At 62.1% G+C, this 16097-nt stretch carries 15 protein-coding genes and 1 tRNA gene; 8 read left to right on the top strand and 8 right to left on the bottom strand.

What is annotated here, in order from left to right:
* Window positions 1-151 precede the first annotated feature (151 nt).
* Entirely contained in the window at window positions 152-1585 is a 1434-nt protein-coding gene (locus FJ419_RS21070; protein ID WP_140697681.1) for an aldehyde dehydrogenase family protein, read from the top strand.
* 977 nt (window positions 1586-2562) lie between these two features.
* On the opposite strand, the gene FJ419_RS21060 is transcribed toward FJ419_RS21070, so the two are convergent.
* On the bottom strand, window positions 2563-2742 hold the full coding sequence (locus FJ419_RS21060; protein WP_140697675.1) for a hypothetical protein: 180 nt from the start codon (window positions 2740-2742) through the stop codon (window positions 2563-2565).
* A 308-nt stretch (window positions 2743-3050) separates the two neighbouring features.
* Here FJ419_RS21060 and FJ419_RS30855 point away from each other — a divergent pair, with 308 nt between their 5' ends.
* Window positions 3051-3224 (top strand): hypothetical protein, encoded by a 174-nt coding sequence (locus FJ419_RS30855; RefSeq protein ID WP_181164972.1) that lies wholly within the window; start codon window positions 3051-3053, stop codon window positions 3222-3224.
* 131 nt (window positions 3225-3355) lie between these two features.
* Here the strand turns inward: FJ419_RS30855 and FJ419_RS21055 are convergent, their stop codons facing one another.
* Both FJ419_RS21055 and FJ419_RS21050 read right to left on the bottom strand, forming a co-directional pair.
* Complete coding sequence (locus FJ419_RS21055; RefSeq protein WP_140697671.1) at window positions 3356-3589, bottom strand: hypothetical protein; 234 nt, start codon at window positions 3587-3589, stop codon at window positions 3356-3358.
* A 401-nt stretch (window positions 3590-3990) separates the two neighbouring features.
* Window positions 3991-4647, bottom strand: a complete 657-nt coding sequence (locus FJ419_RS21050; RefSeq protein WP_246679279.1) for a hypothetical protein — start codon at window positions 4645-4647, stop codon at window positions 3991-3993.
* Between the two features lie 110 nt (window positions 4648-4757).
* Between FJ419_RS21050 and FJ419_RS21045 the strand changes: the two genes are divergently transcribed.
* Window positions 4758-5411: a hypothetical protein gene (locus FJ419_RS21045; protein WP_181170768.1), complete on the top strand. Its 654-nt coding sequence runs from the start codon at window positions 4758-4760 to the stop codon at window positions 5409-5411.
* Between the two features lie 113 nt (window positions 5412-5524).
* Here FJ419_RS21045 and FJ419_RS21040 read toward each other — a convergent pair whose 3' ends face one another.
* Complete coding sequence (locus tag FJ419_RS21040) at window positions 5525-7783, bottom strand: hypothetical protein (protein ID WP_140697665.1); 2259 nt, start codon at window positions 7781-7783, stop codon at window positions 5525-5527.
* A 409-nt stretch (window positions 7784-8192) separates the two neighbouring features.
* Between FJ419_RS21040 and FJ419_RS21035 the strand changes: the two genes are divergently transcribed.
* A complete protein-coding gene (locus FJ419_RS21035) occupies window positions 8193-8612 on the top strand; it encodes a hypothetical protein (protein WP_140697662.1) in 420 nt (139 codons plus the stop codon).
* Here FJ419_RS21035 and FJ419_RS21030 read toward each other — a convergent pair.
* Window positions 8601-8849 carry a hypothetical protein gene (locus tag FJ419_RS21030; protein WP_140697659.1) on the bottom strand — a complete coding sequence of 83 codons (249 nt, stop codon included), beginning with the start codon at window positions 8847-8849 and terminating at the stop codon, window positions 8601-8603. The genes FJ419_RS21035 and FJ419_RS21030 overlap by 12 nt on opposite strands.
* Before the next feature lie 138 nt (window positions 8850-8987).
* On the opposite strand from FJ419_RS21030, the gene FJ419_RS30850 reads away from it, so the two are divergent.
* A complete protein-coding gene (locus tag FJ419_RS30850; protein WP_181170767.1) occupies window positions 8988-9155 on the top strand; it encodes a hypothetical protein in 168 nt (55 codons plus the stop codon).
* A gap of 47 nt (window positions 9156-9202) precedes the next feature.
* On the opposite strand, the gene FJ419_RS21025 is transcribed toward FJ419_RS30850, so the two are convergent.
* Together FJ419_RS21025 and FJ419_RS21020 are read right to left on the bottom strand one after the other, a co-directional pair.
* Window positions 9203-9276 (bottom strand) — tRNA-Gln (locus FJ419_RS21025).
* A 195-nt stretch (window positions 9277-9471) separates the two neighbouring features.
* Window positions 9472-10404, bottom strand: coding sequence for a YbhN family protein (locus FJ419_RS21020; RefSeq protein WP_140697656.1), 933 nt, complete (start codon window positions 10402-10404; stop codon window positions 9472-9474).
* Window positions 10405-10668: 264 nt separating this feature from the next.
* On the opposite strand from FJ419_RS21020, the gene FJ419_RS21015 reads away from it, so the two are divergent.
* Together FJ419_RS21015 and FJ419_RS21010 are read left to right on the top strand one after the other, a co-directional pair.
* Complete coding sequence (locus FJ419_RS21015) at window positions 10669-12018, top strand: Ppx/GppA phosphatase family protein (protein WP_140697653.1); 1350 nt, start codon at window positions 10669-10671, stop codon at window positions 12016-12018.
* Window positions 12018-12713: an RlmE family RNA methyltransferase gene (locus FJ419_RS21010; RefSeq protein WP_140633990.1), complete on the top strand. Its 696-nt coding sequence runs from the start codon at window positions 12018-12020 to the stop codon at window positions 12711-12713. Before FJ419_RS21015 ends, FJ419_RS21010 begins: the two co-directional genes overlap by 1 nt.
* Before the next feature lie 162 nt (window positions 12714-12875).
* Here the strand turns inward: FJ419_RS21010 and FJ419_RS21005 are convergent, their stop codons facing one another.
* A complete protein-coding gene (locus FJ419_RS21005; protein ID WP_140697650.1) occupies window positions 12876-14297 on the bottom strand; it encodes an MFS transporter in 1422 nt (473 codons plus the stop codon).
* Between the two features lie 296 nt (window positions 14298-14593).
* Here FJ419_RS21005 and guaB point away from each other — a divergent pair, with 296 nt between their 5' ends.
* A complete protein-coding gene (gene guaB, locus FJ419_RS21000; protein WP_140697647.1) occupies window positions 14594-16096 on the top strand; it encodes an IMP dehydrogenase in 1503 nt (500 codons plus the stop codon).
* Window position 16097: the final 1 nt, after the last annotated feature.

The raw sequence follows: 16097 nt of genomic DNA, 5'->3' as shown, positions 1-16097 counted from the left end.
TTATAATGATCGCCTTTTGCGAACGATCATCGCCAACCAGTGGGCTCAACAGGCGCTTGCGTTTGACAGGGCGTATGCCGCCCCGTTATCTCTGGCGGTATACGACGACAATTCACCACAATCGAGCACCCACGGCTGGCCGAGGAAAACCATGTCACACAATCTGCAGTTCTATATCGACGGCGCCTGGGTCGATCCTGTTGTGCCGAACACACTCGATGTCATCGACCCATCCAACGAGGACGCGTTCGCGCAGATTTCGCTCGGCTCCAAGGCCGATGTCGACAAGGCGGTGGCGGCGGCCAAGCGCGCCTTCGCCACTTTCGGCTTCGCTTCGGTCGAGGAGCGGCTCGACATCCTCAACCGCGTCATCGAAGTCTATAAGAAGCGCAGCAAGGACCTTGCGCTCGCCGTCTCGCGCGAGATGGGCGCGCCGCGCCAGATGGCGCTGGACAGCCAGGTCGGCGTCGGCCAAGCGCATCTGGAGAAGATGGCCGAGGTGCTGAGGACCTTCCAGTTCCGCCACATCAAGGGCTCCTCGCTCATCGTCAAGGAGCCGATCGGCGTCGTCGGCCTGATCACGCCGTGGAATTGGCCGCTGAACCAGATCACCTGCAAGGTCGGTCCGGCGCTTGCCGCCGGCTGCACCATGGTGCTGAAGCCGTCCGAGATCGCGCCGCTCGACGCTATCATCTTCGCCGAGATCATCGACGAGGCCGACGTGCCGAGGGGCGTCTTCAACCTCGTCAACGGCGACGGCCCCGGCGTCGGCCAGTCGCTGGCCAGCCATCCGGATGTCGACATGATGTCCTTCACCGGCTCGACCCGCGCCGGCATCCTGGTCGCCAAGGCAGCGGCCGACACGGTCAAGCGCGTGCATCAGGAGCTCGGCGGCAAGTCGGCCAACATCCTGTTCCCCGATGTCGATCTGGAGCGGGCCGTCACCAAGGGCGTCGCCGGCTGCTTCTCCAACAGCGGCCAGTCCTGCAACGCGCCGACCCGCATGTTCGTACCGCGCGACCGCCATGACGAGGCCGCCGGCTATGCGAAGAAGGCGGCAGAGAAATTCACCGTCGGCCCGGCCGACGCGCCCGCGTCGAAGCTCGGTCCGGTGGTGAGCCAACTGCAGTTCGGCAAGATCCAGGACCTGATCCAAAGCGGCATCGACGAAGGCGCAACGCTGGTCGCCGGCGGACCCGGCCGCCCGGCCGAGCTCAACCGCGGCTACTATGTCCGCCCGACGGTCTTCGCCAACGTGACGCACGACATGCGCATCGCCAAGGAAGAAATCTTTGGGCCGGTGCTGTCGATCATGCCCTACGACACAGTCGAGCAGGCGATCGAGCAGGCCAACGACACCGTCTTCGGCCTTGCCTCCTATATCCAGGCCAAGGACATCGAGAAGGCGCGCCAGGCGGCCGCCCGCATGCGCTCGGGCACTGTCTACATCAACTACCCTGCCTGGGACGCGGGCCTGCCCTTCGGCGGCTACAAGCAGTCCGGCAACGGCCGCGAATATGCCGAATACGGTCTCGAGGATTTCCTCGAGACCAAGGGCATCGCGGGGTATGCGGCGGCGAAGTAGGGCACTGTAGCCAGTGATCGTCGGCGCTGAAGTAAAAAGGCGCGGTTCAACCGCGTTATTAATGTTTGAAAACAAGTCGACCAGGGACGGCCACTATATCAAAGACTGATCCAACGGAGACGTCGCCTAGTCGGAATGAGATGACACGTATTAGGCTTGGCTGATGCGATTAGGGCTGGCTGACTCCCTGTGTTTTTCGAACAATCGCAGCTTTGCCGGATATCCAAGCCGTATCGACGTTTGGCAGCCCCCGCATTTGAATGTAGCCACGGACTTGAACCAGGAGCCTTTCCGGATAATCGGATGCCGGCATCTTGGACATTCGAATCTGAGATCTGTCTCATTCAGGTTTTGAGGAATCGACATTTTGCCACACGCTCCCTATGCACCTACCGATACCGATAGCACGTTAAAGTAGCAATGTTTCAGTCCTGCGACCGCCAGACTACCGCGTTGTAACGAGAGTGATTCCTGGCAACGGAACTGCGCTCAGGGCCAAGCGTCGTGCTCGACCGACCGAGCATTTGGTTGCAAGGCTACCTTTCCGCGAAACACACCAGAAAGGATATTTGGTAAGGATTAATTCAACCGGGCCGAGTATGGTGAGGGTGGCGGCTCCAGCTGGGTGGGGGGTGCGTTTGGCCAGAGCCGCCTGCACGGTCATTGTGTGGCAGTAGACCGCGCTGTGTCAGAATAGAACAGCGCGGTCTATAATTAGTTAACGCTAATTAAATGCGGGTTACCATAGCGGCCGCCGACTTGCCGTGATTCCATTGTGGGTGGCCTGCCGGCGTACAAGCTGGGCCTGGTTACCAGGGTGGTTCACCAACCGTCGCAATTTGAAAATGACGTTCTTTCCGAACTTCGAGCAATTGACCTGGTAACCCGAGGGCATAGGTTTTCCGGTGGGGTGTGGTGAAGCGCGAAAAAGCCCCGCCGGCGAGATGCCTGCGGAGCTTTTTTCAGCGGATAATCGATTAACGACGATCGCTTCCGCGGCTATCATGGTGGCCGCCGTTGTTCGCGCCCAGGCACATGGCGTAGTAATCGTCATGGTTGCTGCACGAATTGAGCGCCGCCTGCTGAGCATAAGCCGAACCAGCAAAGCCGGCGACAGCAACAATGGCGAGAATTGCATTGCGAACAATCTTGGACATTTCGATTTTTCCTTTGTTTAAATTCCGGTCAGGCCGGTCGATGGCGGTTTTCCTGCAGTTTGGTTTCGGTTTGATGGCGCTTGAACGTTAATTTGTTTCGAAACGGCAACGGCAGTAGCCGAGCCGGCCAGACGCCTCGCAAGCCATGGCGGCTCGTTTGCATACAAATGTTTCAAAGGCTGTCCTTCTCGTTACGAGCCTTGCGCCTGCGTGCAACGCGGCGGAAACGATCGTCGGTCATCCAAGGCGCCATCATGAAGGCGGCGGGATTCCCCCGTTACAGCCATGGCGAATTGAGGATGAACTTTATGTCGATCCTGAAGACATTGAACCGCATGGGCGCGGCCTTGAAATATGCGCAGGATGCCCGCAACCCAACGCGGATGCGGAACGGCATGCCGTCCGACAATCAGCTGGATATTTGCTGGCCGGTGATGCCGACAACCAAGCACCTGTCCTCGAACATCTGGGGCGGGATCTGAGATAGCGATCGCTCGGAAGCCCGATCGTCGACCTGCGCATGGCAATCGTCATCTCGCGAGCCGCAGGCAACGCGCCGTAGCCGCGCTTCTCGGCACCTGCCGAGCTCGTCGCGAGCGTGTCGACGTGCGATTTATCCGCGCCCCGCCTCGATGATGCCGACCATCGCCCGGGTAAATTCGACCATGCTGTTTGCGGTGATGGCGGCATTGTCGGGGGATTGACCGATGTGCTCGGCCGCTCCGCAACAGGACCGGCGGATGCTGTCGTAGTATGGATCTCTCTCATCGTCCGGTAGTGCAGCCAAATTCAGGGCGCGATGGTGGATCATGCGCAGTAGCTGCGCCAATGCTGTTTCGACACTCATGCGTTTTGCTCCGCATCGGTCGAGCGTCTCGGCACACCGAGTGCCGGATCGTCGATCGGGAGATTTCCCGAGTCGAACAGGCTGCACAGTAGCCATTAATATATCGTTGATTGCTAATGTAAGAAGCGCATCGAGCATCACTACGTTCAGATGCGAAGGGTGCCGATCCGAGGTGCGGATGACATATGGCACAAACTGGCGATGTTCGAGCGACACCGGCACTTGGCGGTGAAAGGCTCAAAGTAAGCGGTTGAAGGCCGCCTGTGCGCCGGGACGCGGAAAGGCGTCGGCACGCACTCCCACTCGGCATCGTCAAGGCCGTATGATCGTGATTCGTTAAGGCGAGCGCGCGCGGAAGGAGGAGCGATCCTGGAAATCTGCGATCGGCCACAGACAGAGCGTCAGGAACCTGCCCGCCGCGCAAAATGCTCATAAGTCACCCGCCAGGGATCGCTCTCGGCAGCTCTTTCCTCGCCGATCCAATGGAAGCTGCCGGCCGTGATGTCGGTGAACCGCCAACGCGCTTGCAGGCCGCGCGAGTCATGGCCGATCTGGACGATGTCGTTGCCCTCGGCCCGCCCGATCTGGCGTGAGTAATTCTGGTTGAGCGGATCGCTCCAGATGATGTGCCAGCCGTCGATGCCGGGATCGAAGACGCGCAAGGTGGTGCCGTACATGGTGGACGGGGCAGGGCGCCTCGGCCTGATCCAGAGATCCTGGATGGCGCGGCCTTCGAGCACCCAGCCGAAATGGCATTCGCCATCCGATTTGCGGATCGCGCCATCGTCGAGATGGTGGACCGTGTCCATGTCCCAGCTGCCGATGAGCCAAGCGTACAGGTCCATGTCTTTCGCCCAATCGGCGGAAGGGCCATCGGAGGTGAGGGCGGTGAGAAACGGGGACATTGTGGTCGTCATCACTTTCTCCAAGCCGAGCAGGGAGCTGGAACATCGCCGCAGTAACTTGCGGCGTTGTGGTTTCTGGGTCTTGGGAAAAATTGCTGTGTTGCCGCTATCGATCGTCCCCCACAGCATCCTTGATGCAGCGGATTTATCCACTAGTTAACTCCGTGGGCACCGTATTCGCCAGTTTTTGCCTTGGGGCAGCGGCGGTTTAGACGTTCTGACCGCATACCGCGCAAGGACGGCTGGGCACATTGGAGACTACCGTGCGTCAATCCCTTGGATTCAGCTTGGCTCATTTTGCATTGGCTTGTTCGATCGCGGTAGCTTGCGCTGGAACTGCAGCCGCCGGCCCGCACGGCGGAGGGCATGACGGTGGCGGCCATCAGGGTGGTAACGGGGGGCATGGCAGCCATGACAATGGCGGCAACGGCAAAGGCAAGGGCAAAGGACCTGCCGGCGATCCCGCTGATCCCGGCGATCCCGTCGGCGACACCGGCAGTCCGCCGTCGAACGATGACGGGATCAGCACCACTCCAACTGCCTCAATACCGTCAACTCCGGCAGCCATTGTCGACCTGTCCACAGACGGCGGACATTCGCTCGGCCTCCCGCCCGCCCTGCAGCCTCTCGAAGACAACACTGTTCTATCAGCGGTCCACCCGATCGAAGCGCTGCCCGGTGTCCCGGATAAGGTCGTTCGCGCCTGCCAGGACGCAATTGAGCAAGCCGCCGCCAAGTTTGGCGCGGCCAGTGTGCGCGTCAGCAGCGCAGGTTCCATACGTCGGTTGAGCAAACGCAAGATCTCGGCCCCCATTCAGGTCAGCATCGACTATATGCATCAGGGACGGGTGGAGACGCGTCAGGCGCCGGTCGGGTGCGAATTGAACGCGAAAGGCAGCGTGATCGGTCTGACATAGCGCAGAGCGCGGAACTCCTTGCGAAAATTCATCCCCTTTTCCGGGCCTCCGTGTGTTGCGAATGGTGCAGGCCAATGACTGGAGCCTTCACCGTCGTCGCAATCGTTTTGAATTCAATCCGACGTCGGGTGTATTGGTCGGAGGGCAAAGGGAAGCGCGATAGTACGCACGCGGATCACCCGCGAGGAGTTGCGAAGCTTGCTGCGCGTAGTCGTCTTCTGGCTGACAGCATTCATCTGACCGGTGCCGGCCGATGCGCGGCCAGAGCGAGGCTGCAGCGGCGGCTCAATTTGCGCGCTGCGGCGCTCAGCCCTGAGCTTGTCATTGTCCGCGCGCGCGGCGGCCAAGTCGCGGGCCAGAGCAACGGTGGCCTCACGTTGCTCGTCCAGAGCCTCTTTCAATCTGAGGGCGGCCTGGCCCAAAAGTGTTCGGGACGCGTCGCGCTCGAGGCGGGCCTTGTCGAGATCCTCTTGGGCCGAGACTGCGGAAACGCGTTCTCGTGTCAGAGCCTGCGCCGTCTCGGCTGCAGTCTGCTCCGCACGCTCTCTTGCCGAGACAGCCCTGGCTCGTTCCTGTTCAGCCGCGTCGCGCTCGAGGCGGGCTTTATCGAGGTCCTCACGGGTCGATGCTGCGGAAGCGCGTTCTCGTGTCAGAGCCTGCGCCGTCTCGGCTGCGGCCTGCTCCGCACGCTCTTTTGCCGAGACAGCCTTGGCTCGTTCCTGTTCAGCCGCGTCGCGCTCGAGGCGGGCTTTATCGAGATCCTCACGGGTCGATGCTGCGGAAGCGCGTTCTCGTGTCAGAGCCTGCGCCGTCTCGGCTGCGGTCTGCTCCACACGCTCTTTTGCTGAAACAGTCTTGGCACGTTCCTGCTCAGCCGCGTCACGCTCGAGGCGGGCTTTATCGAGGTCCTCACGGGTCGATGCTGCGGAAGCGCGTGCTCGTGTCAGAGCCTGCGCCGTTTCGGCTGCGGTCTGCTCCGCACGCTTTCTTGCTGACACAGCCTTGGCTCGTTCCTGTTCAGTCGCGTCACGCTCGAGGCGGGCTTTATCGAGGTCCTCACGGGTCGATGCTGCGGAAGCGCGTTCTCGGGCGAGGATCTGCGCAGTCTCGGTTGCGGTCTGCTCCACCCGTCCTCTCGCTGTGGCTGCACCGGTTCGTTCCCGCTCAGCCTTATCCGCGATCGCCGCCTTGGACAGTTCCATTGCGGCGAGGTCGCCACGAAGGTCCTTCGACTTCCGGCGCTCGTCGTCAAGCACTCCGTTCACTTGCGCAAGCGAGGCCTTGGCACTGGCGCGGTCCTCGGCGGCCGTGGCCTGAAGCTGTGAAATTTGCGCCCGCGCTTGGGATAGGTCGCGCGCCATCAATTCAGTTCGCTGACTCTCCATATGAGCAGCCGGCATTTGCGTAACGACATAGTTGATGCTCTCGCCCAGCAGCCTGCGAGCATCTCCCGCAATGCGCTGCAATGCGTCATACGTGCGGGCTGCCGCGAGTTCCTTGCGCAAACGCTCCCCGTATGCGTTGTCGGCTGCTGCCATGCTTGTCCTCAGCGCGTCGACCTGCTTGCGCGATTCCAAGAGCGCACTCTGCAGAGAGGCGCTTCTGGCGCGCTCTTCTTCCACAGCTCGGTGCTCCTGGCCGGCCAGATCCCTCGCAGCGGATGCCTGAGCACGAGCAGCCTCGACTTCAGCCTTGGCAGCCGCGAGATCCGGGCCAGGCGATTCGGCATTCGTACGCCCGTCGCCCTGGGCTGGTCCCTCCATATCCAATGCAGCACTCGCCGGACCCGCGAAGGATCGCGAAAGATCGGGCTGGGAGGGATTCTGGGCCCGAGAAATGGCGGGGGCGCTTTCGACCCGATTTTGTCTCGTCATCGTATAGCCAATCGGCACGGCCAGGCAGATCGTGGCGATGCCCAGGCGTGATACAAGACCGATAGGCCAGCGAACACGGGGAGGTGAGGCCGTAGCGATGTTTGTCGGGGAAGCGAAGGGATTGGGCAGGTCGCCTGGCGAACTCTCATAAGCTTCGGAGATCATCTCGAAATGCTCGATTCGCACCCCGAACTGACGGTAGTTTGCATCCTGAAGCCGGGCATCCGCATCCGAGGACACGACAGCCTGAGAAGAACCAGGTCCGGTTGCAAGATCGACCGGGCGTTCCCAGACCCAAGGAACCTCCTCGAGAGGAACAGGCTTGCATTCTTTCAGGTAGGCATTTGGTTTCGGGCGACTCCGCAGCACTGCGACAAGGGCATGCCGGAGCACAAGAAAGACGCCCGCCAGTACGAGTATCGCAATCCCGCCCTGGATGGCGAGGTCTGTATTATTTGTGTAAATTTCGGCAAGATGATTTGGCATCGTCGTGCCCATGTGGTGTTGGGTGCAACTTAAGTTCGCGAAGCGGTGTTTGGGTCTTCTCCCCGATGCCGGCTAAAGCTGCTGCTGCTCTCGAAAGCTGTCACTGCTTCGGGCCCTGCAGTGCCGTGCGAATGTAGTTGTTGCGTTGCGGAGCGCGGTCGTGCGCCGGCAGAAGATGCCGGCGCAGAAGATGTGCGCTCGAACCGAAGCTCGAAGATACCGTGGCCGCCGGTTGTCGCCCGCCGTCAATGTTCCGAAAAGCCGACTCGCACCTCTCCATCGTCAATATCCCAAAAGTTCTCCCACGGTGCGTTCCAATCCGCTTTTTGGGGAGTCCGGACGGTCCATTCTGAACCCTAGCTAGGTCACAGACCCCCATGGTCAACCACCTCGGCAGTACTTCCGGCCATGCAGAACGGCCATGGCGATGCCCGCTCTTCGCGCGGGGAAGTATGAGCCGGCCGGCATCGTCCATAAGGGCGAATATGTCATGTCAAAGCGGACAACCGACCGGATCGGCGTCGGCAACCTTGAGGCCCTTCACCGTGGCGCGCTCGCGGACTTCGACGGTGGCGGCTATGTCGGCAGCGCGCCGGGCGTGCGCCGCGCTCACATGACGGCGAACCAGAACACGCCGGTTGCGCAGCCGATCCAGATCAATGCGCCGATCACCGTCAATGGCAGCGCCGGCACCCGAAGCAGAACGCCGACCTCGCTAAGCAGATGCAGAAGCAGCTTGAGCGGTCCATGCGCGGCGTCGTGGCAGACGAGGTGCGTAGGCAGAGCAGGCCCGGAAATTTTTGAACTCAAGGAGCCGATAGCAGAGAAACTACAACTTTGACATTATGGCTGTGGCAAGCACCATACCCGCGCCTAAAAACCAGAGAGAAAGCAGAATTTTCCATTCTCTCTTCCGACTAAATATAAAGTGTGACAGATATCGACCTTGCCGATCCATAGTCGGAAGGTCCTTAATGACGATATAGCAAATAATAATTATAAATAATAATACAGGAACAAAAGCGCCGAGTCCGACAATGCTGGTGAGCAATCCTTTCGGCCCTACAAGATCGGTCATCTTTCGCACTCCAAATTTCAGGGGCAGCGCTTGTGATATGCGAATAGCGTATCCCGCTTAGGTTAATAGCTGAACCCATCCTTGTTCAAAATCTACAGCAATCTGCCGCGAGGACGTTTCCCTACCGGAGGCGGCGTGATGATAGCCAAACCCGACACCTTCATTCCGAACGACCGCTTTCACGCGCTCATTGAGCGACTGAAGGAAATCAACGAGGCGGACAATGAGGCCCGCGACAAGGCCATCCAATGGGGGAAGCGATTTCCACAGGGTGGGCCTAGAGGTGCCCAGCAACGTATCACTTAGCCGCTCAAAAAAGAGCTAAACCTCTGATTTTATTGCGAAAATAAGAGTGGCTGGGGAACCTGGATTCGAACCAGGACTAACGGAGTCAGAGTCCGTGGGTCTACCGTTAACCTATTCCCCAGCAGGCGCGTCTGGTATCGCGCGATGCGGGCGGCTCATGTGCCGCGAGCGCTGCCTTGTAGCCGCCATCCGAAAATAGTCAAGCCCGCAGCTGAGATCAACGCAGGCTTTTTGCGCCTTTGTCCGATGCCTGTCACCCAAAGCCGTTCCGCGCTTTGGGCGACATGCATTGGCTCTGCCGCCAGGCGCCGAAGGCTCAGCTCTCGCCTTTGCTGTATTGGGAATGCTCGAAATAGAGCACCACGCCAAGGCCGATCAGCAGCGGAATGATGAGATAGAACAGGCGGAACACCAGAAGTGCGGCGAGCACGCCGACCGGATCCATGTCTGAAAGCCCGGTGAGGAAGACGAATTCGAACACGCCCAGCGCGCCAGGCGCGTGCGACAGGAGCCCGATCGAGAACGACACCATGAACACCCCGAGCACCACGAAATAGCCCGGATTGCCGATCTCGGGCAGGGCAAAATAGATGATCGCGGCGGCCCCCAGCAGTTCGACCGGTCCGATCAGCAATTGCCGCGCCACGATCGGCAGCGCCGGATAGTGCAGCTGGAAGCTGCCTATCTTCAGCGGTCTCAGCCGCAGCCAACTGCCGAAGGCGTAGGCACCGGCAAGGATGAGCATGGCGAGCCCGGCGGCGAATGCGGCGCCGTGATGCGGCGCGCCCGTGAAACGATCGATGATCTGGGGTTCCAGCAACAGCACGAGGCCGCCAAGAAAAACGCTGGACAGGATGAAGGTGAACCAGCAGATCGCCACCAGCACGCCGACCTCCTGGCCGGTCAGCCCTCGCGTGCCGTAGGCGCGGTAACGGATGAGCGCGCCGGAAAACACCGAGCCGCCGATATTGTGCGACACCGCGTAAGTGGTGAAGGAGCACAGCGTGACGAACAGCCACGATACTTTCTTGCCGATATGCAGCAGCGCGATGTGGTCGTAGCCGGCGAGCGAGGCATAGGCGACGACCGCACTCAGTGCCGCGAGCACCCAGCCGCGCGGCGGGATGGCGGCAATGCCGGCCCAGACGTCGTCGAGCGAAACGCCGCGCAGTTCGTGGATGAGCAGCCACAGCGAGAACGCCACGGCCGCGATGCCTATGACCGGCCAGAAATAGCGCCTCCAATTCATGGCGTCGTCATCATGCGTTGCAACTCATTGATTTTGATGTTGCCCAACCCTTCGAACCTTCATTTCAGACATGCCTGATTGAAGCCGGCTATTCAACCGGCAAGACATTGCCCCAACGTGATCCGGCAAAATGCGACGTTAGCGAAATTCGGCCTCGCGCTCTTGGTGATTGTGAACGGCGCTGCTACTCTGTTGCCAACTTGAAACAAATCGAGGTGCCTGCTGCGTCCGCTACCGGTTCGCGCGGCGCCGGAAGGAACTAAAGTGGAAGACCACGATACCGGCGCGGGCGCGTCGGCAGTGGGCATGTCCGGGGCATCGCCGACGCAATCGGCGGGCCCGCACACGGCGCGATTCAGCCGCCACGCGGGCGCGCACCAAAGACATGCCGGCCAGCGACAGATTGGCCTAAGCCAGGCCGACCAGCATGGCGATCAACCGAAAGGCAAGACGCGCAAGCGACGCAAGCGCAAGCGCGGCCGCAAGGTGTTCGCGCGCGACGAGAACGTCGCCGTGCCGCCTGCCGCGCCTGCCGCCACGGCGGCAAGGCAGCCTCCGAGCGGGCTTTTGCCGGTTGAGCCAAGGCTGGCGGCCCCGCAGCGACCGCCGCAACAGGAATTGCCTGTCTTCGCCGCGCTCGACCTCGGCACCAACAATTGCCGGCTGCTGGTCGCTGTGCCCGGCCGTCACGGCCAGTTCCGCGTCATCGACGCTTTCTCGCGCATCGTCAGGCTGGGCGAGGGCCTGACCGCCAGCGGCCGGCTCAGCCAGGCCGCGATGGACCGCGCGGTCGAGGCGCTGAAGATCTGCGGCGAAAAGCTGCGCAACCGCAAGATCAGGAAAGCCAGGCTGATCGCCACCGAAGCCTGCCGTTCGGCCGCAAACGGCGTCGAGTTCCTGGATCGGGTGGAGCGCGAGGCCGGACTGAAGCTCGAGATCATCGACCGCCAGACCGAGGCCCGCCTTGCCGTTTCCGGCTGCGGCTCGCTGGTCGAGCGCGACACGCAAGGCGTGGTGCTGTTCGACATCGGCGGCGGCTCGTCGGAAATCGCGCTGATCGACCTGACCGGCCGGCGCTCTCCGCGGCTCGCCAACCACATTGTCTCCTGGACGTCGTTGCCCGTCGGCGTGGTGTCGCTCGCCGAGCGCTTCGGCGGCCGCACGGTCACGCGCGAGACCTTTGCCGCCATGGTCGACGACGTGGCCGCGCGGCTGAAGGTCTTCGACGGCCGCGACCGGCTGGCACATGTGCTGGCAAGTCCCAACTTCCACCTGCTCGGCACCTCCGGCACGGTGACGACGCTGGCCGGCGTGCATCTCGATCTCGATCGCTACGATCGCCGCCGCGTCGACGGCCTGTGGATGGACCGCGACAGCGTCGACCGCATGATCGAACGGCTGATCGGCTGGGATTTTCAGCAGCGCTGCGCCAACCCCTGCATCGGCGCCGACCGCGCCGACCTCGTGCTCGCCGGCTGCGCCATCCTGGAAGCGATCCGCGGTGTCTGGCCGTCCGAGCGCTTGCGCGTCGCCGACCGCGGCCTGCGCGAGGGGATCCTGAGCGAATTGATGGCCGATGACGGTATCTGGCGCGATGGCGGGCGAGGCCGTTGATGGCTAGAAAACCAGATAAGCCGGGTTCCGCCGGCATTCGCGTTCTCAAGACCAGGATCAAGAAGAAGAGCGGCTTGAAGGAATCCTCGCGCCGCTGGCTCGAGCGCCACATGAACGATCCCTATGTGCAGCGCTCCAAGGCCGACGGCTACCGCTCGCGCGCGGCCTATAAGCTGATCGAGATCGACGACAAGCATCATCTGCTGAAGCCCGGCATGAAGGTCATCGACCTCGGCGCTGCGCCCGGCGGCTGGTGCCAGGTGGCGGCCGCGCGGACGAAGTCGACGGCGGAAAACCCACATGTCGTCGGCATCGACTATCTCGAAATGGCCGCGGTTCCGGGCGCCGTCATCCTGCAGATGGATTTCCTTGATCCCGACGCGCCGCAAAAACTTGCCGAGGCGCTCGGTGCCCAGCCGGACCTGGTGCTGTCCGATATGGCGGCACCCACGACCGGTCACCGCCGCACCGATCATCTGCGCACCATGCATCTTTGCGAAGTCGCGGCCGATTTCGCGCTGCACGTCCTGAAGCCCGGCGGACATTTCCTCGCCAAGGCGTTTCAGGGCGGCGCCGAAAACGAGCTTTTGTCATTGCTGAAGCAGAATTTCCGCTCCGTCCATCACGTGAAGCCGCCGGCCTCGCGCGATGAATCGGTGGAGCTGTATTTGCTGGCGAAGGAGTTCAAGGGATAGCGCCTTTACCTTCTCCCCTTGTGGGAGAAGGTGGATCGGCGCGATAGCGCCGAGACGGATGAGGGGTGTTCCAGCGGAGTGAGACGCTAGCTTTCCCTGGAGCACCCCTCATCCGTCGCCTTCGGCGACACCTTCCCACAAGGGGAGAAGGAGAAGCAGCGCTCACTTCCCGGCGGTCCCGACCGTTTCCAGCGTCTTCGGCTTGGTTAGCCGGCCGTGGCCCGAGACCGCATTGCCGGCCTCCGGCGCAAGCCGCATGAAGGTGATCGATGCCGCCGCCGAGACGGCTGCCACGATGAAGAAGGCGATGTGGAAATCCCGTAGGGTCAGCGGTCCGCCATGGATCGAGGTCGACACTTCGAGGATGCCGCCGGCTAGCGCCACGCCGAGCGCGATCGACAATTGCTGGAAAACCGCCGTGATCGGCGTCGCCTTGCTGGTGTCAGCGGGCGTGATCTCGGCATAGGAGAGCGCATTGACGCCGGTGAAGAACATCGACCGGATGAAGCCGCCGACCAAAAGGATCGCCAGCATCAGAGCGTAAGGCGTCTGCGGCGTGAACAGGCCGTAGATGGCGATCGATGCGGCCGCGACAAGCGAACCCCAGATCAGCACGCGGCGGAAGCCGGCGAGCCTGAAGATCAGCGCGGTCACGAACTTCATGCCGATGGCGCCGATCGCCGAGACGAAGGTGATCATGCCGGACTGGAAGGGCGTCAGCCCGAAACCGATCTGGAACATCAGCGGCAAAAGGAACGGCACCGCGCCGATGCCGATGCGAAACAGCGAGCCGCCGAGCACCGAGGACCGGAAAACCTGGTTGCGGAACAGCTCCAGCGCCAGCAGCGGGTTCCCGGCGCGGCGGGCATGGAGGAGATAGAGCGCGCCCGAGACCACGCCGACGACAATGGTGATGAAGCCGGCCATCGGCGGCAGCGCCGGCAGGCTGACGACGGAAAGGCCGAAGACGACGCCGGAAGCGGCAAGGCCGGAGAGCACGAAGCCCGGGAAATCGAGCGGCGGCGTCTCGGCGGGCTCCGTCCTGGGCAGATAGCGGGTGGCGAGCCAGATGCCGATGAAGCCGATCGGCACGTTGATCAGAAAAATCCAGTGCCAGGTGAAGTATGTGGTGATGAAGCCGCCGATCGGTGGGCCGACGAGCGGGCCGACCAGCGCCGGCACGGTCAGCCAGGACATCGCCGCGACCAGCTCGCTCTTGGGCGTGGCGCGCACCAGCACTAGGCGGCCGACCGGCGTCATCATCGCCCCGCCCATGCCTTGCAGGAAGCGCGACACCACGAAAGCCGGCAGTGAATTGGAAAACGCGCAGGCAACCGAGCCGGCGATGAAGACGCCGATCGCAGCGCGAAAGACGTTTTTGGCGCCGAACCGGTCGGCCATCCAGCCGCTGATCGGAATGAAGATCGCCAACGACACCAGATAAGCCGTCAGCGCCAGTTTCAGCGCGATCGGGCTGGTGTGGATGTCGACGGCGATCGCCGGCAGCGACGTCGCGATCACGGTCGAATCCATGTTCTCCATGAACAATGCGACCGCCAGAATAAGCGGGATGATGCGGTTCAAGGGAAACGCCCTGATTTGTCTTCGCGATTCTAGGCCCCGGCTTGGGGGCGAACCGGTGCGACCGGGCGGTTATCACGCCTCGGCCCGGATGTCGCATTAAATTGCTGTCACTTTTATATGACCGCAACTACTGGTGGCTGGAAGACGGTCGGGCGCAAGACTTTGCGATTGCCCAACGACCCGCTTTTCTTCCGCCCCAGGACGTGGTACCAGCCAGCGCCAATCCTGAAAGGGAAGAAGAGAGTCGGCGCTGGCCAATCGGCCTGGCGCCTTTTCCGCATTCAAAAGGACTGGCCATGGCAAAAATCATCGAAACGTCCACCGGCGCGCTGGCGCTGACCTTCGACGACGTGCTTTTGCAGCCCGGCCATTCCGAAGTCATGCCTGGCGAGACCGACATCCGCACCCGCATTGCCGGCGACATCGATCTCAACGTGCCGATCCTGTCGGCGGCCATGGACACCGTCACTGAGGCGCGGCTGGCGATCGCCATGGCGCAGGCCGGCGGCATCGGCGTCATCCACCGCAATTTCTCGCCGTCCGAGCAGGCCGAGCAGGTCAGGCAGGTGAAGAAATTCGAATCCGGCATGGTGGTGAACCCGGTCACCATCGGTCCCGACGCAACGCTGGCCGACGCGCTGGCGCTAATGCGCACCTATTCAATTTCCGGCATTCCGGTGGTCGAGAATGGCGGCACCGGCGGCCACACGGTCGGCCGTCTCGTCGGCATACTCACCAACCGCGACGTGCGCTTCGCCTCCGACCCGGCGCAGAAGGTCTACGAGCTGATGACGCGTGAGAACCTGATCACGGTCAAGGAGAATGTCGACCAGGACGAGGCCAAGCGTCTCCTTCACAAGCACCGCATCGAGAAGCTGGTGGTGGTCGATAGGAACGGCAATTGCGTCGGCCTGATCACCGTCAAGGACATCGAGAAGTCGCAGCTCAACCCGCACGCCACCAAGGACTTGCAGGGTCGCCTGCGTGCCGCCGCCGCCACCAGCGTCGGCGATGATGGCTTCGAGCGCGCCGAGCGCCTGATCGACGCCGGCGTCGACCTTTTGGTCATCGACACCGCGCATGGTCATTCGCAGCGCGTGCTGGATGCGGTGACGCGGGCGAAGAAACTGTCGAACTCGGTGCGCATCCTGGCCGGCAATGTCGCCACGGCCGAAGGCACGCAGGCGCTGATCGATGCCGGCGCCGATGCCGTCAAGGTCGGCATCGGTCCAGGTTCGATCTGCACAACCAGAATCGTTGCCGGTGTCGGCGTGCCGCAGCTGTCGGCGATCATGTCGGCGGTCGAGACGGCGAACAAGGCCGGCGTGAGCGTCATCGCCGATGGCGGCATCAAATATTCGGGCGATCTCGCCAAGGCGCTCGCCGCGGGCGCAAGCGCCGCCATGATCGGCTCGCTGCTTGCCGGCACCGACGAGAGCCCAGGCGAGGTCTATCTGCACCAGGGCCGCTCCTTCAAGGCGTATCGCGGCATGGGTTCGGTCGGCGCGATGGCGCGCGGCTCGGCCGACCGCTACTTCCAGGCGGAGGTCCGCGACACTCTGAAGCTGGTTCCGGAGGGCATTGAAGGGCAGGTTCCCTACAAAGGACCTGTGGCTGGCGTGCTGCACCAGCTTGCAGGCGGCCTGAAAGCCGCTATGGGTTATGTGGGTGGACGTGACCTTGCAGATTTCCGCGAGCGCGCCACTTTTGTGCGCATATCCAACGCCGGACTTCGTGAAAGCCATGCCCATGACGTCACGATCACCCGCGAAAGCCCCAATTACCCGGGCGGAATTTGAT

The organism is Mesorhizobium sp. B2-6-2, assembly GCF_006440615.1.
Classification (GTDB): Bacteria; Pseudomonadota; Alphaproteobacteria; order Rhizobiales; family Rhizobiaceae; genus Mesorhizobium.
Note: the sequence above shows the minus strand (reverse complement) of the source record. Positions and strands in the feature narration are given on the sequence as shown.

What these genes read in the sequence shown, in the direction of transcription:
- FJ419_RS21020 (WP_140697656.1), bottom strand. Translation starts at nt 10,404, where the DNA reads ATGAATTGGAGGCGCTATTTCTGGCCGGTCATAGGCATCGCGGCCGTG.
- FJ419_RS21070 (WP_140697681.1), top strand. Translation starts at nt 152, where the DNA reads ATGTCACACAATCTGCAGTTCTATATCGACGGCGCCTGGGTCGATCCT.
- FJ419_RS30855 (WP_181164972.1), top strand. Translation starts at nt 3,051, where the DNA reads ATGTCGATCCTGAAGACATTGAACCGCATGGGCGCGGCCTTGAAATAT.
- FJ419_RS21035 (WP_140697662.1), top strand. Translation starts at nt 8,193, where the DNA reads ATGGCGATGCCCGCTCTTCGCGCGGGGAAGTATGAGCCGGCCGGCATC.
- FJ419_RS30850 (WP_181170767.1), top strand. Translation starts at nt 8,988, where the DNA reads ATGATAGCCAAACCCGACACCTTCATTCCGAACGACCGCTTTCACGCG.
- FJ419_RS21010 (WP_140633990.1), top strand. Translation starts at nt 12,018, where the DNA reads ATGGCTAGAAAACCAGATAAGCCGGGTTCCGCCGGCATTCGCGTTCTC.
- FJ419_RS21055 (WP_140697671.1), bottom strand. Translation starts at nt 3,589, where the DNA reads ATGAGTGTCGAAACAGCATTGGCGCAGCTACTGCGCATGATCCACCAT.
- FJ419_RS21040 (WP_140697665.1), bottom strand. Translation starts at nt 7,783, where the DNA reads ATGGGCACGACGATGCCAAATCATCTTGCCGAAATTTACACAAATAAT.
- FJ419_RS21030 (WP_140697659.1), bottom strand. Translation starts at nt 8,849, where the DNA reads ATGACCGATCTTGTAGGGCCGAAAGGATTGCTCACCAGCATTGTCGGA.
- FJ419_RS21060 (WP_140697675.1), bottom strand. Translation starts at nt 2,742, where the DNA reads ATGTCCAAGATTGTTCGCAATGCAATTCTCGCCATTGTTGCTGTCGCC.
- guaB (WP_140697647.1), top strand. Translation starts at nt 14,594, where the DNA reads ATGGCAAAAATCATCGAAACGTCCACCGGCGCGCTGGCGCTGACCTTC.